We start from the raw sequence: 23,485 nt of genomic DNA on the forward strand, positions 1-23,485 counted from the left end.
GTATATTGTAACTGATCACAATATTGTAACTGATCTCCGTGACTCACTTTTGCCCCAAAATCTCTTAGATTAAATACTCTACTCAATTTATAGGGCGTGACTTTACCCTACTAAAACTTATTCGATTGAGTTGATAACTGCTCACTCCCGTCATTAGGCGACATCTTGCAGTCTAATTTCCCTTTATGTCTCATAAATTATTGATTATCGGTTGAGTTAATATAAAAATGACTGCATCACTGAAGGATGAAAAACGACAATCAGGTCTAATAAGCGTTCATAGACTGAACCTTAAGCACTAAGCCCTGCATAAATTCCGTCTAACGTAATGTTTTCTTTAGACTTCCTCTGGCCGACTTTTGGGCGTTTCTTGATATATAACTGGCGGCCCATTCGAGCTTGTTACTGATTTCTGACCATGCACCGTGGCTGATACATTCAAATATCGGTAACAGCCATACATCCACTTTTTTTTGCCGCCTTAAACAGCGAGACCGATGGCAAAATCTGAAGCGCAGTACTGCGCCTAATAATCAGTGCGAGTAAACTCGCCCAGATAGGCCCATCAACGATGGCTTTTGGGCGGTGACAAATCGTTGCCAGTTGGTATGAGATTTTAACTCCTTAAAAAGCAGCTCCACCTGCCATCGACAACGGCAGTATAGGTATCTGAAGGTAAGTTAGTTATCCAAATGCAGAATCGTTTTTCTTCGGCAAACCAACGTCGCACAATTCTAAACTCTTGTTTGCCTCGACGAACTTTTAGATCAAGAACTTGTGAGCGATTGGTGCCTCGAGTAATGTCTTTCAGCTTCTTTCCTTCTAACTTAGGCAGAAGTCGCCCTTGAGCGTTTCTCGCCTCAATGACTATAGGATTCAGAGGCTTAGCACCTCGAACAAGATAGAATCCGCCATACTGTTCAAGCTCGCGAAAGAAGTGGAAGTCAGGATACCCTGCATCAGCCAACAGCAATTTGTTATTCATCGTTTTGGGGGCTGGTAAAAAGTCTCTTTCTGATGCCGTATCAGCGCTGATACTCATCGCGACTGGAGAAAAGCTTTTCAACGACATTGTCATATGGCATTCAACCGCGGCAGGGCTCCGCTTAAATCGACTCGGAGGTCACGATGAATGTGGAAAGAGCTACCATCTTGAAGCAACACATCATCAAAGGTGTTGAGTTTATCTGGTAGGGCGGCATTCTGCTGGCGAGCAAACTGAGCTATCGCTCGCATAACAAGTTGACGCATGAACTTGGGAAACTCATTTTTTCTCAACTGGTTATGGTAAGGCTTGTATGCCACGGCATCTTCAGGACTTAAGCACATCCCATTGAATGCTCGCAGTAAATCAGCAATGGAAGTGCAGTTTCCTTTACTTAAGGCGGCCAATAAGCTGATGACTAACTGCTCGGGTAATATCGCCCGACACCGTTTCATCAGGCCTGTACTTTTCGCTAATTTTTGAAGGGTGTCAGCATTAAAGAATTGCTTAAATTGCTTTTGTAGGGAGATGATCGTCATCGGCTTCACGGTTGATGTAGGATTGTTTAGCGACGATTATCTGATCATAAATGAAGCCTTTTTTCTATCTAAATAAACAAGTTAGCTCTTAAGATCCTGTCTATGAATAAGCGTTATGTTTTCATGGATATTTGGATTTATGCTGAATAACATATCGCAAATACTGAAATTAGACTATGTTAGTAATGTTTATAGTGAGTCTAAGCATTTCTAATTAATACTAAAAATAAAGGATCTTCATGAGGTTTCTATACATACTATTATTCTTTGCTCTAACTGCTTGTAGTGACAACAATTCTCATAAAGATAAAACCTTACCCATTGCAAACGCAGGGCACTCGATAATGCTGCAAAAAGGTGCTACCGCAGTACTAAATGGTAGCGGTTCGTTTGACCCTGACGGCGCAGAAATCACTTATGCTTGGCAAATCGTTAGCAAACCAACAGCAAGCTCCAGCCAGCTTAGTGATCCAACAAGTCCATTTCCGAGCATATATTTAGATCAAGTCGGCGATTATATCATTGAGTTAATCGTTAACAATGGCACTGTAGACAGCCTTCCTGTTACCGTAACGATTAGTGATAATGATTCGGTCCCTGTAGCAAATGCTGGTTTGGATAAAAGTTCAAAGGGCACTAATGCGATCACACTAGACGGTAGTTTAAGTTTTGACAGTGATGGAGACCAATTAAGCTATAGCTGGACATTAATATCTATGCCTGAGGGTAGTGCTGCTGTATTAGCGAGAGCAGACTCGCCTTTCCCGGTATTAACTCCAGATATATCTGGCAACTATGAAGTTCAACTCATAGTGAGTGATGGTAACAATGAGAGTTCACCAGACACCGTATTAATTAGCGATCAAAACATTGCACCTATTGCTGATGCCGGTATAAACACCACTTTCACTGTGGGTAGCCCTTTAGTTCTTGATGGTTTTCGCTCAAGCGATGCCGACGGTGATGCATTGAGCTATCAATGGCGCATTGTAAATGCCCCCACTGGCAGCGCTGCAAAAATCCTTGATGACACTTCGGTGAAAGCCAGTATTACTCCTGACGTTTCAGGTGATTACGTACTTTCATTACAAGTTAATGATGGACAACTCGATAGTGCAATAAGCACTGTAACTCTACACCAATACAATCACCCGCCTGTAGCTAATGCCGGTACAGATATTAGCGGTCAAGTCAGCCAAATAGTTCATTTAGATGGTAGTGCTTCAAATGATGGCGATGGAGATCCGCTAACACCTCGTTGGTCAATCAGTTCAAAACCGAAAAACTCTGCCGTGACCTTAGCAGATGTTCATACAATGCATCCTAGTTTTACCCTTGATGTTTCGGGTAACTACGTAGTACAACTCATCGTATACGATGGGCATCGATTTAGCTTGGCAGATACAGTGACCATTTCTACCAACAACTTAACACCTACAGCTAATGCTGGGATGGCACAAAAGACGGTAACGGGTCAAACAATTAGCTTGGATGGTTCAAAGTCCTCAGACCCTGAGGGAAACATGCTAACTTACAGCTGGACTTTAGTTTCAGCACCTAGCACAAGTACAGCAACTTTAACGGATAATAATGTTGTAGCACCACAATTTACTCCCGATGTTATAGGTAATTATGTCTTTCAACTTATCGTCAATGATGGAGAGAAGAGCAGCGCACCTGCTACCGTCATCATTTCAGATCAAGACTTACCCCCTATAGCCCAAGCAGGCAATGATCAAAGCGCAACGACAAATACATTGGTCACATTGGATGGCTCAACATCAAGCGATCCTGAATTACAACCCTTGCAATATCAATGGTCAATGTTATCAAGCCCAAGTGGTAGCGCTACAGTTATCAATAATAGTGATAGTGCCATAGCAACCATTACACCTGATCAAAGTGGCGACTATGTAATGCAATTAACCGTTATTGATGCTGCAGGACAAAAATCTTCTGATGTAATGGTGGTTCGTGACAGTGTAAACAATACATTACCGGTCGCTCATGCTGGTAATGATTTACAAGTAGATCTTAACGTTAATTTGGTGCTTGATGGCTCTGGTTCCGTTGATGCTGATGGCGATGCTTTAACATATAGTTGGAGTATATTAAGCCGCCCTGTTGGAAGTTCGGCGCAACTACAAAATTCAACAAGTAGAAATCCTAACTTTACTCCCGATGTCGAGGGTGATTTTGTTATCCAGCTTTTTGTCAGTGATGGTAAAAGCATTAGCCTGCCCGATGTTATCGTTATCCATGATACCGAAAAAAACATCGCTCCCGTTGCTCGAATAGGCAGTACATTGGACGGCGAAACAGGGACACCATATGTACTAGATGGCAGTAACAGTTTTGATGCCAATAACGACACGCTTACTTATAAATGGATTTTATTCACCCCACCTACAAGTAACGTGGCTTTAAATGACAACAATATTGCTCAACCCTCTTTTACACCTGATGTAACAGGTGATTATACCCTTGCATTTGCCGTTAATGACGGACAGTTAGATAGTAACTGGATCAGCGCTAGGGTGAAGGTGAATGATCCCGTTAAAGGCGCGGCAATCCCCTTACCCCCAGGTCATAATTTGATGATGCTAAGCGCCACAGGGGGAGAAAGCGGCTCAGGCTCACTCATTTCCCTTCAGGAAAAAGATTTGACTAAAACCACAGAAATATTGAGCTTACATGGCTTACCGTCAATGAGTACTATCGATCATTCTCAGTCTCCGGTAACCCACCCTACCAATAATAAGATCTACTTATTAGCGGATGAGACTGGGCTAAATCAGTTGGGCGCCATTTTAGAGTTCAACCCTGAAACCAATACAGCAACCATATTTTTAAACCTCCCCGAAATAACCCAAAGTGGACATAAAGTTAGGTTTTACCGTAATAAAATATTGTTTCACCCTGATGGAAAGTCCATGTTGATATATTCCCAAAAAGGTGGTGTTAATAATGCTGGAGTGCTATTTCATATTAATAGCGACCCAGCAAGTGCAGCTTTCAAAGAAATATCTATCTTAACCGAATTTGGGCAGGTTCAGGGTAGTTATGCTGGTTCATTAACTTCACCTGTTAGTGATTTGACTTGGGATGGTGCAGATAAAGTTATTGCTACCTTTGGCTTTTCCAGAATACAGCCACGGCGTCCGGCGATTGAAATTACACCTAGTGACAGTTCAGATTTAAGTAAACCTTGGTCTATTGCCCCATTTGGTAGCCTTGTTGCAATAGAAGGCAGAAAGATAACCTTCGATAATGATTCAATTATTTTAATAGAAACAGGTTCACCGCTTATTTTGACTGGCCACGCACGTAATAGTGATGGAGGCTGGTCAGTAAGAGACTGTCATAATTCAGAAGGTACTTTCCCATGGGGTAATGTCGATATTTTTATAATGTGTAAAGGAGGTGGTGGATTTCCTCCAGTGCTTTACCGGACCAATGCATCAGCAGCAAAGCCCGTACTAGAAAGACAATTTACCAATTTAATAGACCGTGAAATTCAAGGCGTAACGGCTTCCGAAACTCGAGATACCGCTTACATGAATATTGTGGATGAAAGTGCGTCAAGTTTTATTGGGTTTGATGCGGCAGCCTTAGGTATACCTATTGCGGCACCAACCTTAAGTGCAGTAACAAAAGCCAGCTATGCTGATCAGCCTATAATTATTGGTGGCGGTGACCGCGGAACCTTATTTTTAGGTGACCCAGCCATCCTTAATCGACCCACCGATAATATCAATGACCGCTTTGTTACAACCTTGAGCTATGACGGTGGGGCTAACAAACGCGGAGCATTAATAACTTTTGATCGCTTAAACAATAAAATTAATCAACTGGACTTTGGTTTTGCCAGAGGAGGTTTCCCATATGGCCGAGCGACAAAGACATCTAAGGGGGATTATTTCTTTTCTACACTATCAAATAGTGCCAGTAGTGATAATTTTGGAGGTGCGACAACATTTTTCGATGCCACAGCAGGAGTTACACAAGAAGTAGCTCCTCCAAAGTTTTTCCGCCCAGGTATTGGCCTTGCAGAGGATTCAGCAAATATTCTCTATGGACTAGGGTTAGAGCGCCGCAGAGGCGTTTATGCCCTTTATTCGATTAACCCCGATACTCTGGCATTTAATGAATTAGGTGACTTCGACAGCAATAGCGATCATATACCTAGTTATGAGTTAGTCGTTAATAACGACAACCTTTGGTTTTTTACTGATAATAAGCTTTATTGCGTAGAGCCAACTAGCATGTTGAGAGGCGTTCATAATTTTACGACAGCAGGCCCGAATGACCCTGTTCGTGCAATAAGCTTCGCAACACATGGTGCAGATGGCTTTTTTGCAACACGCCAAAGCGCTACTCTAAACGAGGGAACAATTCAGAAAGTATCGAACGATTGCGCAATGCCTACCACTAGTGATTCAGTAACAGGGTTAATAGATATACCTTCCACAGCCTTATTAGCAGCGAGTGATGGCAATTTCTATTATGGTACTGAAAATGGTAAGTTAATGAAATTCGATGGCGCATATACCGTAATAGAGGTTGCCGCAATTACGAATACATCAATGGTTGGCTTCTTAACCGAAGATACCAATGGTGATATTGTTGGTTTTGCGTCCAATGGTAACCCAAGTGAAGATCAGATCTACTCGTATACTCTCATTGGAGGAGCGTTTACACAAAGCACTGTTCCAGCTAATACCCCCATTGGTAGTTTCTACCCAGGGGTCACTGAAATAAACTAAGATGAACAAATGAGTAAAGATGAAATAGCCCATGATGTTTATCAAGGGCTATTTCAAATCATCAAGTAAGATAGATTGCAGATCCTTTCTTGGTCATTTCAGCGACAACCAAGCTAAATGAATTATCTATCATGGGTTCAACTTCGCCTTTAGGAAATGAGCCAACTCGGATAACCGTATTCCATTGCCCTTTTTGCATTGCAAGCAATTACAAAACGTTGGTTTTAGTACAGCGTTTATTAAGTATGAATGGGAGCAAGGGTTCATTGAAAAAGTAGCAGATACATACACCATCAAAGATAAACAAATTAAAGAAAAAATAGAGTCTCTACGAGAAATTGTCTCTGGTGGCTTGTGAAGCTATCAAGCCACTGCACTCGGAAATTTTACTCGCTCTGCTCCCAAGATCCCGCTGACTGGGGCGTTACCTTCCCATACTTCAATTAATCCGTTACATCCTAAATTAGTAATATAACTGACAAAGTTTTGTCCAAACGTTTGTTATAAACGGCTCCAGCGCTATTCAAGGACACCTGGTTGCAATGTAGTAATTTTACTACTAGGCATTTTCAGGTTCGTTAAAACTTGCAGACTTTTAATGCAAAATCATGCTGACTTATACTGCAAATTGCCTTCTAACTGTTTGAAAGTTTGCTTGGGCTATGCTTGTGTTGCAAGCATCACGATCTAGCGCTTAGTGATTTTTAATCAACGAGTTATAACGCACCACACCTTTCAAATAGCATAGAAAACGCGACTGGTACTGAATTTAGGTACTGAGCTATGCGCTATCTAACTCAATCTAGTCATCATTCTTGGACTTTCCGTTTCCAATTTCCTCGGCGTGTTCGTGACTATTTTTATGGTCAGTTTGAATATAAGTATGCGCTAGGTAAAGTGACGCCAAACGAGGCGCATTCGAAAGGTCTAGAGCTTGAGAAACGGCTTGTCGACGTCATTTGCAGCGTAGGAGACCCACAAATATAAAGAGCTCACTCACTTTTTCCCTAAGTACTTTATGTGAGTGAGCTCTTGATTTTATCGCGCTTCTAAGACGTATTCGTCATTGCATTTTTTCAGCAAAGACTTAGATTCACATGCGTCTATCCAACGTCTAAGGTTCTTGACATTTACTTCCTGCTGTTTGAGTGCGCCCTTAATATTTTCATAGTTGGCTTTGGTGTTTTGTGAGTTTAGTTCCCCTACGGTGTCACAAACAAGCTTATGGTTTTTATTGATGTTCTTTTCCTGTTCAGTTTCTTCATGCTCTTGTCCAGCATCGGAAACAACTAGAGTCGTCACCTCATCGCCATCAGAATCTGTAAATAGACTCATTTCTTCTAATGTAAATGTTTGTGAAGCGTTTTCTATCTCATCTTTTGATTTAGTGCTAGAAAGCAGTAGCTTTGGCTTCGAGTCATTAACGCGTTCAACACGGTACTCGAAATCACTAGCTGCTCTGAGTGCACTCGAGCCTCTAGCTCGGTCTTTGTCGGAAACTCCAGAGTGATGAACAACTAATATACTTAGATTTAGCTTTGTTTTGAGATAATCACACGCTGAAATAAAAGCACCCATATCTTCTGTTCGGTTCTCATCACCACTAAAACATCGAGCAAGAGTGTCTAACACAATCAGTGAAAACTGTTCCTTGGTGTATTCCATATAGTGAGTTAGTGTTTGAACAAGTAGATTTACTTGATCGATGCTGCTCATAGACACTGCATGGTCTAACCTATGTAATCCTTTAACTGGTTTTCCATCGTTGTAAGTATCGGCTAGTCCCTTAATCCGTCGTGGTACTCCAAGTCCACCTTCACCAGCGACATATAAGACGGAGCCTTGTTGAACTTTGTGACCATTCCAGTTGCGCCCCAGCGCTATATGGGTTGCCCAGTTCAATGCATGAAATGATTTGTAGCTACCACTTGCACCATACAATACGCCAAATGACCTCGTCGGAAGATAATGTTTAATCAAATACCCAAACTCAGAATCGAAACCATCAAAACACGGTCTTAGTCTAAATAGGTGTAGTTCGCTTAGCTCAAGTTCGGCTATCTTTTTTTCTATGTCGCCACCGCTCTGTCTAAAATCGTCCCAATCACCTATGGTTGGAGGTAAAAAAACCAGTTCGTTTTTGGATTTCGCCTCTAAAGCATATTTCAGGCCAATATTACTCTCATCATTATCAGCGAGAAAAGTTAACGGTAACTTAAAGTCGGATCTAATATTTTTTGCCGACTCTTTTAGATTACTAGCTGAGAATGAGACTGCAACATGATGCCGCTTGTCCATTGCTAACCACACGCTAATAGCAGTAGCATAACCTTCTACAACGAATATTTTTTGTGGAGAGTTACCATTTAATAAATGATAACTTCCTTTCAGTTTACTTCCTTTAATGAAAGTTTTGCTTCCATTTTTATTTATTAATTGCACGCAACTAATAGTATCGCGTATATATCCCGGAACTAAGATAGAACCTTTAGGGAAGATGTTGTCTCCAATATGTACATCTCTATTTGAAACCAAAATTGAGATATCATAGATTCCTTTGTTAGTAAGATACTCATGCTCATTAACTCTAAAGCAGTCACTTACAAATTCAGAAATATAGTTTAATTTATCATTTTTTCCTACGGAGCTTTCTATATCCATTGACTTATAAGCTTCGGTATCGAAGGAATGTCTAACCATCTTCAGTGCCTTCTTTCTTTCTTCATTGTTGTTCTCGTAGAGTTTATTTACTAGTGTTATTAGGTTTCCGCCCCCACAATGCCTACAGTAATATACCCAAGTGTTGTTTTTTAAAGTCCATGAAAACCGATCTCTACCACCACATAATGGGCAAGGTGTCCCTTTATTATGTTTGTCTGATATTGAAATACCTAAGCTTTTGATTATTTCCAGAGCACCACCTGGTGGCGATATACATATGTCACTTCTTAAATAATAGGTTTCTTTCAAGACTATTCTACCCAGTGAACTTATACTTATTTGGCTGTTGAGCAAGTATACCGCCTGAAAATACCATTTGAATAGTCTTAGAAATTTATTGCATATTTAGAAATGCGGAATTGTTTATAAAATCTGGATTCTATATCGCAAAAAAGAAAACTTATTTGTAGTATGCTTTCTAGATTATCCAATCCTGCTAAATTTAATTCACGTATTGTATGGTTGTTTTTTGTGGTATTTTGGCTGGTAATCTGTAGTAACTTAATTTGTTCATTTTTATTTCATTTTGTTTACAGTTGTATATTTATTGTGGCTTAATCGAAGTTACTAAATATTTTCTGTCAAACGGGATTTTAAATAAATCGATTTGTCTCGACTAATTTGAAATTACTTTTATCTGACGGTTTTAGAATTAGTTAATATTAGGTAACCTAGATAAAAAGATAATTAACAAATGGAGATGTGGCTAACCTTGAGCCATACGACTTTATTATGAATAACAATGAACGTGAGTGTCGATTGCTGTCACGACCTTCTGCTGCAAGATATCTAGGAGTTTCCGCTGGGACGCTAGCAGTTTGGGCTACCAATCAAAGATATGATTTACCATACTCAAAGATAGGAGGAAAAGTCATGTATGACTTAGAAGATCTAAATCGATTCATAAGAAATAGAAAGGTGTATTGCTAACCGTCATCAATGACTCGTTCACTTGATTATTTCTAATGTTATGGATTGGGGATGACATAGGGATATAGTAGAAAGCCCCCTTTAACATGCTTATATTAAAGGGGATTTTATTTTACTGGCGCTCCCGACAGGATTCGAACCTGTGACCTGCCCCTTAGGAGGGGGCCGCGCTATCCAGCTGTGCCACGGGAGCTTATGGCTTATAATACTCAATTATTTGAATAAGTTAAGCCTATATTGTTAGATTTATGGCTGTTTGTGCATGACATCGCCAATCTGAATACTGTTCGCTAAGCTAGGTTGGTCGACCGTTGCTTCTGCTTCGCGCTCGTAGACCCTTGATACTGTTAGTGTAATGTCACTTTGTGAGACTTTATTTCGCGGCAGCCCGTTTTGGTCAATGAATGATCCAGTATGCCAAAGTGTGAGCTTGTCTCCGGCTTGAACGCCGTGGACACGGCCTAAATCCAGGGTGATTTTATTGCCGTAGCTGGCAACCACTTCTGGCAGCGTCATTTTACAAGACACCTCTGCTTCAAAATCTAGCATGATGTTGCGGCTAATGCGCTGCATCATCTCTCCGTAGGTAGAGGTCCAGAATCGGGCACTTTTCGTGTCCACTTTACTGGTTTTAGCAAACGGCCACTTGGCGATCTCGCGATAGGAATGTTGGAAAATCTCATGGCCTGTTTTGCCATCAAAAATAGCTAAACTCATCGCAAACTGTCGATTGGTGACATCATCACTTAGCAACCCGCCGGCGGTAATGGTGGCAGTCAGGTCGTTGATTTCACCAGTAATCAAATATTGCGCGCCAAGATCTTGCGCAATCATTTTTATCCGCTCTGGCTGTCGTTTGTCAATTTCATAGCGTGTTGTCCCCACAGAGACAAAGCTGTACGAGCGAGTGGCAAGCTGCTTTTCTATCACCGAGCTGTAATCTTCACCAAGCTTATAAATCTGCCCCATAACGGCTTGCTGAGGGTCAACAATGTCAAACATTGCCACCCCGAAGGTCTTTTTGTACTGGCTTTGATGGCAAGCCTTTGCCGATGGGTAGATGTCCACTCGGACTTTCACGAACATTTGGTTGCCGCTGGTGTATTTATCATCGATGACAATATGGCGCACTTCAGAGTCAATGAACTGGTATTGCTCTTTGTCATCTTCAAGCAGTGGTGCTAGCCCTGATAGGCTGCCAATATCGGCTCCGGCAAAATCTACCGCTTTGTAGACCGCGTCTTCCAGGGCGTAGATCCTTGCCGCCTTTTCCGACGATACGATGGTTGAAACACCGGTGACCTCATACCAAGCCGCGTGTGCCGAGCTGGCACCGATGGCGAGTAAGGTACTTGAAACTAAAGAACAAATAATTTTTTTCATGCGACCAATCCAAATGCGGAACAATATTTGCTAGATGATTATTGCTAAACGGTTACCAGCGAATATTGGAGCGGACTTTCTTATTAACGACAACAATGAGAAAGCAAAGATTGTTCCAACCTTCACAGGCTCAGGAATTAATCTACCCAATTCACAACTTTGGAGAGTGAAACATGAAAAAGTGGCTATTGATGGCATCGGTGTTAACACTGACCTCTTGTGCCTACTCACCAATCTATAACGGTAAAGAAACCTACAGCGGCAGTAAGTTTATGCTGATGGAGAGTCCCCGTCATACGATGGACTATTTTGTAGAAGGTTTGACCGAAGACCTTGTTGAGTCAAACACCAGTGTATCGGTGAGAACCCCTATTGCGGTGGCATCTTTTGTAGATTTGCAGAGCATGGAATCCACCAATTGGCTGGGTAACTCGGTGTCTGAAGGATTTATTCATCAGTTGCAGCGCCGTGGGTTTAAAGTTGTCGACTTTAAAACAACGGGCTCTATACAGGTGACGAGCCAAGGTGACTTTGCGTTAAGCCGAGATTGGAAAGACTTAGCGCAAGAACAACAAATTCAGTTTGTCTTGACGGGCACGATGCTGCGTCAGGAAGGTGGTGTGTTAATTAATGCACGTGTAGTTGGCATGCAATCACGAGTTGTGGTTGCGTCTGCTCAAGGTTTCTTACCTGCGGATCGTATTGGTCGAGATCTTGATACCTTGAATCAAATGCGTACAGAAGATGGGGTATTGATTCGCTCTGATCCAATGATGACGTCACCGCACACAATAATTCTACGACCATAGGAAATGAAGATGAGAATGTGGTTAATGGCATTTGCCATGATGCTGATGGTTGGTTGTACGCCCATAAGTGCACTTAACCAAAATACGTTAACGGCAGTCGGTTATGCCAGTATTAGCGAACAAACTGGTCGTAATGAAGAAGAGAAGCAAGTTCGTGCAATGCGAGCGTCGAAGATTGATGCTTATCGTGAGTTGGCAGAACAAGTATATGGCCTTCGGGTATCGGCAAGGGCGGATCTGCAAGACCAAAAGCTTGGTGTTGAGTCGACAACAGGGGCGGTTGATGGTGTGATTCGTGGCGCTGAAGTAGTGAGAAGCTACAAAGTGGGTGACAGTTATGTCACTGAGCTGCTACTAGATATTGAAAAGATGGATAGGCTTCGTGACTACGGTGAAATCCGCCGTGTACCGGAGAAGAAGCGCCAGACACTATTTTAACGGCTAGCGGCTAGCGGCTAACGGTTTTAACTATTAACGGTTTTAACTATTAACGTTAACGGCAGAGTACAGAAAGGAGCGGCAATGATTGTCGCTTTTTTTGATCGTGTATTAGGGTGATAGGTGGATAAACGTTGAGCATTTATAAAGCTGAGATAACGCTAAGCTTTAAGGTTAGTGCCAAGAGTTGAAAGCGTATGGGTTTGTCCGCCTGCGTTATAGGTCATGCCTATTTTACCGTGGCTTTGTTGCATCAAATTATTGAGCTTATTAAAGCTAAGTTGCGCCCGTTGTAGACTCTGTCCATTGATATCGTTGATTTTTTGGCAATCAAGTATGATGGACTTAACGGTGCGGACTTGCTCCGCTAGCAAGGCTTCATCGGTTAGCCTTGCGACGTCTTGGTGTTGGCTGAGTCTTTGGTCTGTTTGTTGAAGCTGGCCAATGAGCGCCATTTTTTCTTTGGCTAATCGTTCAATATCACCAGATTCGCGAGCTGCAATGGCTTTGGTCTCTTCTGATAATAGAAGAGACAGGGCTTTTGCATTTTTAAGTTGGTAGTCAACTAAATCAACAAGGGCTGCCATGCATTTTACCTTTTAATTATCGAGTGAGTCGCAAAATGCGGGCTCCCTAGATAGAGCGAATTACTTTAAACCGCCTAGCTCATCTTCAAACTTAATCATGTTATCAGCAAGTTTTTCTGGGTCGACGGTATAAGAACCGTTAGCAATGGCTTCTTTAATGGCGGCAACTTTTGCCGTATCAAAACTAGGTTGAGATGCCATCTGTTGATGCATCTGCCCAATTGCTTTGCCACCTTGACTTAATGTCACGGCGTCTTGTTTTGCTGATGACTGACTCACTGGGGCTGAGCTGCTGCTTGTGCTTGCTTCCGAACGAGCAGGGGCGCGACTTGTCGTCGTTAGCGTCTGACCAGAACGAATGTTATCAATGCCTGCCATAGTTAAGCCTTCTGTACATAGTGTTCATAAATATAAATAATAGTGTTCAAAAAACTAGCGTACGAAAATACTAGAATTTTCTTGTATACCGTCAGTATCGACCTAGAGCGTAGATACTTTAGTGAAAATTTACAATTCGCGAATAATAAATTAAAAATTCACGGTAATTTCAGCAACGCCAGTGACAATACCTTCAATTATACGCTGAGACTTGTCATTTTTCACTCTTACTTGGTCACCATTCGAGCCATCACTCAGGGCCGTGCCCTTGGTTGAGATAGTCATACCGCTTTTAACAGCACGTATCACGACCTTCTCATTTCGGCATACAACGCAGACATCGTTGCGCTCTATGACATCACCGAGCTTTACATTTCGTTTCAATTTTGAACCCACGACTTGTTCAAAATCAGTGAATCCTTGGCGGCGAAAACGGTTTTTATCGATCATTGTCATCATGACGTCGTTTTGAGTGACAATGCTTCCTCGCGCGAGTGGTCGTGTTGCGGCAACAAGCGGTAATGAAATAGTCAGCCTTACGGGGACATAGAGCCGCCAATTATCGCTGGGACACTCGACTAAAACGGTCACGTTACTACTGGTGTTTCTAGCGTTGGAAGAAGACGTGAGTAGAGGATTAACGCAGTTTGTGGCATGAACGCGAGAGTCAATCCGCCCTGCATTTGCTGAGAGCTCAGCACCTGGTGGTGAATCCAAAGTATCCAAAACATGAGCTTCGGCAGCCTTTTGGATGTTTTCTATTTGCTCTGGCGTCGCGGCGTGCGTTAATGCACTAAAGAAAAACGTGTGCCAGACGATAAAGAGTAAAAGCCCACTAAGCAATCGCTTAAAATTGGGACTGGATGTATTCGAAAAAGATGTCTTATAATACAGCATTCTGTTTCTCAGGTTCCTCATTGCCTGCAGTAGACTATCACTTTTTTAGCGTAAAGTTTGAGATGGAGATGAACTTATGACCGGTATCTTAGATTCGGTGAACCAGAGAACGCAACTAGTCGGTCAAAACCGACTTGAATTGTTAACGTTTCGCTTGATGGGACGTCAAAGATACGGCATTAACGTATTTAAAGTGAAAGAGGTATTGCAATGCCCAAGGTTGACGGCGATGCCAAATTTGCATCGCTTGGTCAAAGGGGTGGCACATATCCGCGGTCAAACCATTTCTGTTATCGATCTTAGCTTGGCCGTCGGCGGAAGGCCAACCACCGATATTGCCAATAGTTTTGTTGTGATTTCCGAATTTAATCGCAGTGTGCAAGGCTTTTTAGTCAGTTCTGTTGAACGCATTATCAATATGCATTGGGAGTCGATCTTGCCGCCGCCAGAAGGTGCTGGACGTGCGAATTACCTGACAGCTGTGACCAATATTGATAATGAGTTAGTTGAAATTCTCGATGTTGAAAAGATTCTGGCTGAAATATCTCCCGTTGAAGAAACGATGGATGGCAATCTTGCCAAAGAAATCGCAGAAGCAGAAGTGACGCAACAAAAACAAATCGTGAAGCGCATTATGATCGCTGATGACTCAGCGGTAGCCAGAAAACAGGTCCAACGAGCCATTGAATCTATTGGCTTCGAAGCTATTTTAGTCAAAGATGGCAAGGAAGCTTACAACAAGCTGGTAGAAATGGCCTCTGAAGGTGATATTCGTGAGCAAATATCGTTGCTGATTTCGGATATAGAAATGCCGGAAATGGACGGTTACACCTTAACGGCAGAAGTTCGCCGTCATCCAGAGCTTAAAGATCTGCACGTTATTTTGCATACTTCGTTAAGTGGTGTGTTTAATCAGGCGATGGTTGAGCGTGTTGGGGCGAATGAGTTTATTGCTAAATTCAACCCTGAAGAACTAGGTGGCGCAGTAAAAGCCGCTGTCGTCGCAGGTTAGCGAAACAATAAAATCACATAGAACGTGTATTAAGCAATTTTCAAAAGCAGTAATAGAGTAGTTAATGACAGCGATAACCATAAGCGATCAAGAGTATCGTGATTTTAGCCGTTTTTTAGAGTCACAGTGCGGAATCGTGCTTGGAGACAGTAAGCAGTATCTTGTCCGGAGCCGACTAAGCCCATTGGTCGCAAAAAATGGCCTGACTTCATTGTCTCAGCTATTGAGAGATGTTGTGTCGGGTCGAAATCGCGAATTGCGCATTGCCGCTGTAGATGCGATGACCACTAACGAAACGTTGTGGTTTCGAGATAATTATCCGTTCACGGTATTATCTGACAAGCTGTTACCAGAAATGGCGGCAAACAAGCGCCCGATAAAAATATGGTCTGCGGCGAGCTCTTCTGGCCAAGAACCGTATTCAATGGCGATGACCGTTCTAGAAACCCAAGCGAAGAAGCCGGGTATGCTGCCGAATGTGTCGATCACCGCAACCGATATTTCCAACACAATGTTGGATGTGTGTCGTTTGGGCGAGTACGATAACCTTGCGCTCGGACGAGGGTTGTCACCTGAGCGTCGTCGAGCGTTTTTTGAAGACGCGAAAAACGGCAAGATGAAGATAAAAGACAGCGCGAAACGCTTAGTGAATTTTCGGCCACAGAACTTAATGGACTCGTATGCATTGCTCGGCAAGTTCGACATTATTTTTTGCCGGAATGTGCTTATCTACTTTTCGCCAGAGATGAAGTCACAAGTCTTGAATCAAATGGCGCGCAGTTTAAATCCCGGAGGGTATTTATTGTTGGGTGCATCGGAGTCGTTAACTGGATTAACAGACAAATTTGAGATGGTGCGATGCAATCCTGGCATTATCTATAAACTGAAATCTTAAATCTTAACGCTAGCCTCGGATCATCCGGGGCTTTTTCTTGCCCTTTTCTATGCCTTTCTTGCTAAGCTGTAATCATGTGATTGGATCGTGAGCAATCACTAACGACATTCCTAATCAACACCATCGCGAACGTGGCGCAGATTTTGCTGTGCTATTCCCAAGCGTGCTTACAAATTGAGTTTATGGACTCATTTGCATAACGTGTCTGAGCTTAAATGACAGTACTTGAAATTAACCTCAGCACAGGAAACTTAAATCATCCCCCGTCGCTTCAATAAAAGTGACTAAAGTTTAAGTTTTGGCGCGGAAATTGCTTTGTATTTTACAAGGCAACTATTTTTGAACAATGAGGTTTGAATGGCCATCTCTTTTAACAATGCACTCGGCATTCATCAGCACACCGTTGGTGTACGCGAGAAGAACGCTGAAGTCATCTCTACCAATATCGCTCAGGCCAATACACCGGGCTTTAAAGCGAAGGGGATGGATTTTAATCGTGCGTTAAAAGCGGCAACCTCAGGGGCAAGCATTGGACTGGATCGCACCGATGGACGGCATATTTCTGCCTCTACCTCGGTGACAGGGGAAATGCTCTACCGTATTCCTGACCAACCCGATACGGGGGACGGTAATACAGTAGATGTTGACCTAGAACGAAACCTGTTCATGCAAAACCAACTAAGACATCAAGCATCACTCGATTTTTTAGGCAGTAAGTTCAAAAATATGACTAAGGCAATCAAAGGGGAGTAATTAAGATGAGTTTATTTAATGTTTTTAACGTAACCGGTTCTGCAATGAGTGCAGAGTCAGTTCGTCTTAACACTACCTCGAGTAACCTTGCCAACGCCGATAGTGTTAGTAGCTCAGCGAAAGAAACTTACAAGGCACGTCATGCCGTGTTTGGTGCTGAACTGAGTAAAGCGCGTTATAACCGTGATCATACCGTGCCTGTTAAAGTGATGGGCATTGTAGAGAGCGATAAGCCCCTAAGTGCAGTGTACAACCCAGATCATCCTCTTGCGAATGACGAAGGCTATATCTATAAGCCCAATGTTAATGTGATGGAAGAAATGGCCAACATGATTTCTGCGTCTCGTTCATACCAGACTAACGTCCAGGTAGCGGAAGCGAGCAAGCAGATGTTGCTTCGTACCCTGCAAATGGGTCAATAGAAATAGGAGATAGCAAATGGCCGGAATCAACAATGTTGGTCAAAGCGGTTTGTCCTACGTTGACCAACTGAAAAAGCTACAGGACCAAAACAAACCCGAAGAGACCACAGGTAAGCAAGATCTTAAGCAAGAAGATTTCTTGTCTTTGCTTACCAAGCAGTTGGCTCAACAGGACCCGTTTAAACCAGTGAGTAATGATCAAATGATTGCTCAAATGGCATCGTTTGCCACGGTAGATGGTATTGGTAAGATGAATTCTCAGTTCGAGAATCTCAACTCGTCAATGACATCAAACCAAGCGCTTCAAGCTTCCTCTTTGGTAGGGCGAGACGTATTGGTACCGGGCGCTGCAGGTGTCAAGGAAGCGGATAAAGGTATGGCGGCAATGGTGAAGTTGCCTCAATCTTTAGAAAATGTTTTTGTTCGCGTAGAAAATGAAATGGGTCAATTGGTTCGTACCTTCAATGCTGGCGCAAAACCGGGTGGTGATGCTCGCGTAGAATGGGACGGCAAAGACGATCAAGGTAATTCATTGCCGCCTGGCAAGTACAAGGTGAGAGCCTCGGGTTTGCTAGACGGAGAAAGCAGAGAGCTTGAAGTGTCTAGTTATGCAAACGTCAACAGCGTGCTTCTTGGCAAAGGAGACGGAAACGTACTACTCAATCTAGCTGGTTTTGAAAACCCAGTTCGACTTGCAGAAGTATTGGAAGTCGGCAAAGCGTGAAAATAAGCTAGGTTAGGAGATTAGGAATGTCATACGTATCTTTGAGCGGATTATCATCGGCTCAGTTGGACTTAAATACGACCAGTAACAACATCGCCAACGCCAACACGTTTGGCTTTAAAGAGTCTCGTGCAGAGTTTGGTGATGTGTATTCGAATTCACTATTCACGAATTCGAAAACTACCCCAGGTGGCGGTGTTCAACCAAGTAAAATTGCTCAGCAGTTCCATGAAGGGTCAAGTGTATCGACCAATAACCCAATGGATTTACGCATCAGCGGTACCGGTTTTTTTGCCGTATCCAAAGAGCGTTTAGTGCCTCAGCAAAATGAAATCACTCGAAACGGTGCATTTCACTTGAACAAAGACAGCTACATGGTGACATCGAACGATGAGTTCTTACTGGGCTATGAAGTCAACAAAGATACCAATGAAGTGGTTTCTTATGAGCCTAAGCCAATCAATGTTCCGCCAGAGTTTGGTAAGCCAAAACAAACGGCAAACATAGAGATTGGCGTCAACCTGCCCGCTAATGGCGATATGAAAAATCCAGCATTATTTGATTATTCTGACCCAGAAACTTATAACCGTTCAACATCGTCTACTATGTACGATTCAATGGGGCAGTCTTATAAAATGACGACCTATTATGTGAAGGATCAAACTCAGCCAAATACTTGGCAAAGTTATTACACGGTGAGTGATGGTGCTGGTGAAAAGCCTGTCAATATTTCCGGGGGCGATGCTGCAACACCGCAAGGTCACGTTGGTCATACAATTCGTTTTAACAACGACGGGACACTCGCTAGCCTAAATAACGGTTCGCCGATTGTCTCTGAAGCAATCGGTGAAGGCCCTAACGCCGTTGAAATGAACGGAGCGGATCCCGCACAGCAGTTATCGTTTAAATTAGACGGCGCAACACAGTTTGCCGCCCCGTTTGAATTGACTAAATTTAATGAAGATGGTGCGACAACCGGCTTCTTAACTAAGGTCGACTATGACGAGAAAGGTAACGTGCTTGGAACCTACTCTAATGGTGAAAACGTTACGCTGGGTCGTGTAGCGTTAGTACGAGTTGCTAACGAGCAAGGCCTTGAGAAAAAAGGCGGCACTCAATGGGATTCGACTACCGCATCTGGCGCGAAAATTTGGGGTGAATCGAACAAAGGATCATTTGGTACTATCAACAATGGTACGCTTGAGCAGTCAAACATCGATATGACTCAAGAGCTGGTGGACCTTATCTCGGCGCAACGCAATTTCCAAGCGAACTCGCGCGCACTAGATGTGCATAACCAATTGCAGCAAAACATCCTACAAATTAGATAATACTTTGTGAAAAGTGCCAGTTTTAGACTGGCGCTTTTCGTTAGATCGGTCAATTTGGCTGACCTTGCTATTGGCTCATTATACTACTGGTTCACGATACTACTGACTCACGATATTACTCGCTCGCGATACTACTGGCCACCTTTGCCACGTGACGTGAATTTGCCACGTTGCCTTGCCACATTCTCTGCCACACTTGTCTATTCATTTGCCGCTCTAGGTATAATCGTACTATTTCCTTATTTATTTGTTGTTAACTATTTGTATTTATTGGTATAAATATTATGGCACACAACTTGCTTTGTATGTTGTGTACTTTGAATATTGGAGCTATCAATGGATCGTGCCCTATATCTATCTATGAGTGGCGCAAAGCAAAATATGCAAGCTTTGCAACTCAGAGCCAACAACCTCGCCAATGCCAGCACACCCGGCTTTAGAGCTGATCTTGCTCAAGCTCGATCGATGCAAGCCTATGGTGAAGGGTTGCCTACGCGTGTATTTAGCATGACGGAGCGTCCGGGTCACAACTTTGAGCAAGGCAGTGTCGTTACGACAGGTCGTGATCTTGATGTCACCATTGAAGGGCAAGGCTGGATCTCAGTGATGGATAAAACCGGTAAAGAAGGGTTAACTCGTAACGGTAGTTTTCAGGTTGACCAAAACGGTCTGTTAAGTAATAGCAATGGCCATTTGGTTTTAGGTGAGCGTGGTACGCCCATTACGGTGCCAATTCCACTTAGAAAAATTGAGATTGGCCGCGATGGTACGGTATCGGTAATTCCACAAGATGCGCCAGCAGATGAAATGGAAATTGTCGACCGTATTAAGTTGAGCAATCCAGATAACCGTTCACTATTTAAAGATACCAACGGCTTGTTCCGTAATAAAAACCCGGAGTTAGGATATGGCCTTGATGGCAATGTCCAGCTTATGACGGGCGCGGTAGAAGGCAGCAACGTCAACCCTGTGGGTGAGATGACAAGCTTGATTGACCTTCAACGTCAGTTTGAGATGCAAGTTAAGCTCATGAAGTCAGCGGAAGACATGGACAAGGCGTCTGATGCCTTGCTTCGCATGGGTTAATTGGATTAGGGGAATACGATGCATCCAGCACTATGGGTAAGTAAGACTGGCTTAGACGCGCAGCAAACCAACATATCAACCATTTCGAATAACTTGGCGAATGCTTCAACCATTGGCTATAAAAAAAGCCGTGCGGTATTTGAAGACTTGTTCTATCAAAATATAAACCAACCCGGTGGCCAGTCTTCTCAGAATACAGAGCTCCCGTCTGGTTTAATGCTAGGTGCGGGTTCAAAGGTCGTTGCAACTCAAAAGATTCACACACCAGGTAATGCGCAAACCACCTCAAACAGCATGGATATGATGATTGAAGGTGATGGCTTTTTCCAAGTATTGATGCCAGATGGCAATATTGGTTATAGCCGCAATGGTCAGTTCACTCTTAATGATGAAGGTATCATTGTGACATCGGGCTCGGGTTATTCCCTTGAGCCAGAAATTGCTATTCCTGAAGATGCGATTTCTGTCACTGTAGGTACGGACGGTGAAGTGTCGGTGCGTGTTCGTGGTCAACAAGATAATCAGGTAGTCGGTAACATCACGACCGTCGATTTTATTAACCCAGGTGGCTTAGAGCCGATAGGACAAAACCTTTACTTGCCAACAGGTGCGAGTGGCGATCCTAATGAAGGTGTACCGGGGTTAGATGGCTTTGGGCAAATTCGACAATCTATGTTGGAAAGTTCCAACGTAAATGTGACCGAAGAGTTGGTCAACATGATCGAAGCTCAGCGCGTGTATGAGATGAATTCAAAAGTGATTTCATCGGTTGATAAGATGATGAGCTTCGCAACCCAGCAGTTATAGATTCAAGCGCCTAGGTATTAACGCGCGCTAAATAGTGATTGGTAAACGTAGCCTTAGTAAAGTGACAGGATTCAGGACAATGAAAAAACTCTTTTGCATTACCGTGTTAGCCGTATTGTCGGGTTGTGCTCAATTTGGGCCGCAAGAGTCCGTAGACGAAGTGGCCGACAGCACCACCGCCGTTGATGCTGTCGAAGGCGATCGCACACAGTCTACCGGTATTGTTGATACGCTAAGAGGCAGAACCGATCCTGTCGCCGATGATCCTGCATGGGCGCCGATTCATCCTAAAAATAAACCTGAACATTACGCGGCAGCGACAGGCTCGTTGTTTAATACCGATTACTCCCGTGATTGGTACGATGATTCTAAACCCCGTGGTTTAGGTGACATTATTACCGTTACGCTTGATGAAGCGACGAAAGCGGCAAAAAGCTCCGATGCGGATTTGTCGAAAGCGAATGACTCGACGATGGATCCATTGGAAGTCGGCGGTAGACCCGTCACGATTAATGATTATGACTTCTCCTACGCGCTTAAAAACGACAACAGCTTTAAAGGTAACGCGTCTGCTAATCAAAGTAATAGCTTATCGGGTTCAATTACTGTGGAAGTGATAGAAGTGCTTGCCAATGGAAATCTGATCATTCGTGGTGAGAAATGGCTGACATTGAACACCGGCGATGAATACATTCGATTGAGTGGCACGATACGTCCAGACGACATTGAGTTTGATAACACCATCGCTTCTAATCGTATTTCCAATGCTCGAATTCAATATTCAGGCACTGGAACACAACAAGATATGCAAGAACCTGGATTCTTGGCACGATTTTTTAATGTCTCTCTATAGGACAGGTTTTAACGAATCGAAAGCGGCAAACCCTCTCCTATGAGGGTTTGTTTGTATTTGGGGTAAGGTAATGAAAAAGTTCACATTTTTACTATTAGGTTTGTGTTTTGCCGCGGCAAGCGTACAAGCGGCACGCATAAAAGATGTGTCAGAAGTTGCCGGGGTTCGTAGTAACCAATTGGTTGGCTATGGTCTTGTTACTGGTTTACCGGGGACAGGTGAAAAAACACCGTTTACTGAACAAAGCTTCCGCTCAATGCTTGAGCGATTTGGCATTCAAATGCCAATTGGTTTTAAGCCTAAATTTAAAAACGTCGCGGCGGTGATTGTGACTGCTGAGCTGCCTGCATTTTCAAAGCCGGGTCAAAAAATCGATGTGACCGTTTCATCCATTGGTGCCGCAAAGAGTTTGCGCGGCGGCACATTGATGCAAACCTTTATGCAAGGTTTGGATGGTGAAGTGTACGCCGTTGCTCAAGGTAATCTGGTCGTGAGTGGTTTTAGTGCCGAAGGCCTTGATGGGTCAAAAATTGTCGGCAATAACCCAGTGGTAGGCATGATTTCAAGTGGTGCAACGGTTGAACGAGAGATACCGAGCCCGTTTTCTCGCGGTGACTACATTACATTCAATTTGCTCGAATCTGATTTCACCACTGCTCAGAACATGGCGAATGCCATTAACAATTTCTTAGGACCACAGATGGCAAGCCCGCTTGATGCAACGTCTGTGCGTGTCAGAGCGCCTCGTGATCTCAGTCAACGCGTTGCTTTTTTGTCAGCGGTTGAAAACGTTGAATTTGATACGGCAGATGCTGGCGCAAAAATTATCGTTAATTCGCGTACTGGTACGATTGTTGTCGGTAAGCATGTTCGTCTAAAAGCGGCAGCGATTACGCATGGCGGAATGACCGTGGCGATTAAAGAGAATCTAAGAGTGAGCCAACCGGGGGCGTTTTCTGGGGGCGAAACGGTTGTGGTACCGAATTCGGACATTCAAGTAACGGAAGGTGACGGTAAAATGTTTAAGTTTGAACCGGGCTTGACGTTGGATGATCTCGTCAGAGCCGTTAATGAAGTTGGTGCAGCACCATCAGATTTAATGGCCATTCTACAAGCGTTAAAACAAGCGGGTGCCATTGAAGGCCAGCTTATTGTGATTTAATAGGGCA

At 43.3% G+C, this 23,485-nt stretch carries 20 protein-coding genes, 1 tRNA gene and 1 pseudogene; 15 read left to right on the forward strand and 7 right to left on the reverse strand.

The window, feature by feature from the left end; all coding sequences use genetic code 11:
* Positions 1–291: 291 nt before the first annotated feature.
* Positions 292–1,524: pseudogene (locus M9196_RS22235) on the reverse strand (IS4 family transposase).
* 239 nt (positions 1,525–1,763) lie between these two features.
* Between M9196_RS22235 and M9196_RS22240 the strand changes: the two are divergent.
* Both M9196_RS22240 and M9196_RS22245 read left to right on the forward strand, forming a co-directional pair.
* On the forward strand, positions 1,764–6,290 hold the full coding sequence (locus M9196_RS22240; RefSeq protein ID WP_250619693.1) for a PKD domain-containing protein: 4,527 nt from the start codon (positions 1,764–1,766) through the stop codon (positions 6,288–6,290).
* Positions 6,291–7,073: 783 nt separating this feature from the next.
* The gene (locus tag M9196_RS22245; protein WP_250619694.1) at positions 7,074–7,277 is read left to right on the forward strand and encodes a hypothetical protein; all 204 of its coding nucleotides are present in this window, start codon (positions 7,074–7,076) and stop codon (positions 7,275–7,277) included.
* A gap of 51 nt (positions 7,278–7,328) precedes the next feature.
* Here M9196_RS22245 and M9196_RS22250 read toward each other — a convergent pair whose 3' ends face one another.
* On the reverse strand, positions 7,329–9,260 hold the full coding sequence (locus M9196_RS22250; RefSeq protein ID WP_250619695.1) for an AAA family ATPase: 1,932 nt from the start codon (positions 9,258–9,260) through the stop codon (positions 7,329–7,331).
* A gap of 483 nt (positions 9,261–9,743) precedes the next feature.
* Between M9196_RS22250 and M9196_RS22255 the strand changes: the two genes are divergently transcribed.
* On the forward strand, positions 9,744–9,941 hold the full coding sequence (locus M9196_RS22255) for a helix-turn-helix domain-containing protein (protein WP_250619696.1): 198 nt from the start codon (positions 9,744–9,746) through the stop codon (positions 9,939–9,941).
* Between the two features lie 116 nt (positions 9,942–10,057).
* On the opposite strand, the gene M9196_RS22260 is transcribed toward M9196_RS22255, so the two are convergent.
* Both M9196_RS22260 and M9196_RS22265 read right to left on the reverse strand, forming a co-directional pair.
* Positions 10,058–10,134, reverse strand: a tRNA-Arg gene (locus M9196_RS22260).
* A 53-nt stretch (positions 10,135–10,187) separates the two neighbouring features.
* Positions 10,188–11,324, reverse strand: a complete 1,137-nt coding sequence (locus M9196_RS22265) for a flagellar assembly protein FlgT (RefSeq protein ID WP_250619697.1) — start codon at positions 11,322–11,324, stop codon at positions 10,188–10,190.
* A 173-nt stretch (positions 11,325–11,497) separates the two neighbouring features.
* Between M9196_RS22265 and M9196_RS22270 the strand changes: the two genes are divergently transcribed.
* Positions 11,498–12,133, forward strand: coding sequence for a FlgO family outer membrane protein (locus tag M9196_RS22270; protein ID WP_250619698.1), 636 nt, complete (start codon positions 11,498–11,500; stop codon positions 12,131–12,133).
* A gap of 3 nt (positions 12,134–12,136) precedes the next feature.
* The gene (locus M9196_RS22275; protein ID WP_250619699.1) at positions 12,137–12,571 is read left to right on the forward strand and encodes an LPP20 family lipoprotein; all 435 of its coding nucleotides are present in this window, start codon (positions 12,137–12,139) and stop codon (positions 12,569–12,571) included.
* A 161-nt stretch (positions 12,572–12,732) separates the two neighbouring features.
* On the opposite strand, the gene M9196_RS22280 is transcribed toward M9196_RS22275, so the two are convergent.
* From M9196_RS22280 to flgA, 3 genes are all read right to left on the reverse strand, one after another.
* Entirely contained in the window at positions 12,733–13,158 is a 426-nt protein-coding gene (locus tag M9196_RS22280) for a flagella synthesis protein FlgN (RefSeq protein WP_250619700.1), read from the reverse strand.
* A 60-nt stretch (positions 13,159–13,218) separates the two neighbouring features.
* The gene (flgM, locus tag M9196_RS22285) at positions 13,219–13,536 is read right to left on the reverse strand and encodes a flagellar biosynthesis anti-sigma factor FlgM (protein WP_250619701.1); all 318 of its coding nucleotides are present in this window, start codon (positions 13,534–13,536) and stop codon (positions 13,219–13,221) included.
* Between the two features lie 150 nt (positions 13,537–13,686).
* Positions 13,687–14,433: a flagellar basal body P-ring formation chaperone FlgA gene (gene flgA / locus M9196_RS22290; RefSeq protein WP_250619702.1), complete on the reverse strand. Its 747-nt coding sequence runs from the start codon at positions 14,431–14,433 to the stop codon at positions 13,687–13,689.
* 76 nt (positions 14,434–14,509) lie between these two features.
* Between flgA and M9196_RS22295 the strand changes: the two genes are divergently transcribed.
* From M9196_RS22295 to M9196_RS22340, 10 genes are all read left to right on the forward strand, one after another.
* Positions 14,510–15,445 carry a chemotaxis protein CheV gene (locus tag M9196_RS22295; protein WP_250619703.1) on the forward strand — a complete coding sequence of 312 codons (936 nt, stop codon included), beginning with the start codon at positions 14,510–14,512 and terminating at the stop codon, positions 15,443–15,445.
* A gap of 64 nt (positions 15,446–15,509) precedes the next feature.
* A complete protein-coding gene (locus M9196_RS22300; protein ID WP_250619704.1) occupies positions 15,510–16,340 on the forward strand; it encodes a CheR family methyltransferase in 831 nt (276 codons plus the stop codon).
* 357 nt (positions 16,341–16,697) lie between these two features.
* On the forward strand, positions 16,698–17,093 hold the full coding sequence (flgB, locus tag M9196_RS22305; RefSeq protein ID WP_102468659.1) for a flagellar basal body rod protein FlgB: 396 nt from the start codon (positions 16,698–16,700) through the stop codon (positions 17,091–17,093).
* Between the two features lie 5 nt (positions 17,094–17,098).
* Positions 17,099–17,515, forward strand: coding sequence for a flagellar basal body rod protein FlgC (gene flgC, locus M9196_RS22310; protein WP_250619705.1), 417 nt, complete (start codon positions 17,099–17,101; stop codon positions 17,513–17,515).
* Between the two features lie 16 nt (positions 17,516–17,531).
* Positions 17,532–18,239 carry a flagellar hook assembly protein FlgD gene (locus tag M9196_RS22315; RefSeq protein WP_250619706.1) on the forward strand — a complete coding sequence of 236 codons (708 nt, stop codon included), beginning with the start codon at positions 17,532–17,534 and terminating at the stop codon, positions 18,237–18,239.
* A 26-nt stretch (positions 18,240–18,265) separates the two neighbouring features.
* Positions 18,266–19,570 (forward strand): flagellar hook protein FlgE, encoded by a 1,305-nt coding sequence (gene flgE / locus M9196_RS22320; protein ID WP_250619707.1) that lies wholly within the window; start codon positions 18,266–18,268, stop codon positions 19,568–19,570.
* A gap of 336 nt (positions 19,571–19,906) precedes the next feature.
* Complete coding sequence (gene flgF / locus M9196_RS22325) at positions 19,907–20,656, forward strand: flagellar basal-body rod protein FlgF (protein WP_250619708.1); 750 nt, start codon at positions 19,907–19,909, stop codon at positions 20,654–20,656.
* A gap of 18 nt (positions 20,657–20,674) precedes the next feature.
* Positions 20,675–21,463, forward strand: a complete 789-nt coding sequence (flgG, locus tag M9196_RS22330; protein ID WP_250619709.1) for a flagellar basal-body rod protein FlgG — start codon at positions 20,675–20,677, stop codon at positions 21,461–21,463.
* 79 nt (positions 21,464–21,542) lie between these two features.
* The gene (flgH, locus tag M9196_RS22335) at positions 21,543–22,316 is read left to right on the forward strand and encodes a flagellar basal body L-ring protein FlgH (RefSeq protein ID WP_250619710.1); all 774 of its coding nucleotides are present in this window, start codon (positions 21,543–21,545) and stop codon (positions 22,314–22,316) included.
* Positions 22,317–22,386: 70 nt separating this feature from the next.
* On the forward strand, positions 22,387–23,478 hold the full coding sequence (locus M9196_RS22340) for a flagellar basal body P-ring protein FlgI (protein ID WP_250619711.1): 1,092 nt from the start codon (positions 22,387–22,389) through the stop codon (positions 23,476–23,478).
* Positions 23,479–23,485 lie beyond the last annotated feature (7 nt).

Origin of the sequence: Vibrio methylphosphonaticus, from assembly GCF_023634655.1 — a bacterium.
Classification (GTDB): Bacteria; Pseudomonadota; Gammaproteobacteria; order Enterobacterales; family Vibrionaceae; genus Vibrio; species Vibrio methylphosphonaticus.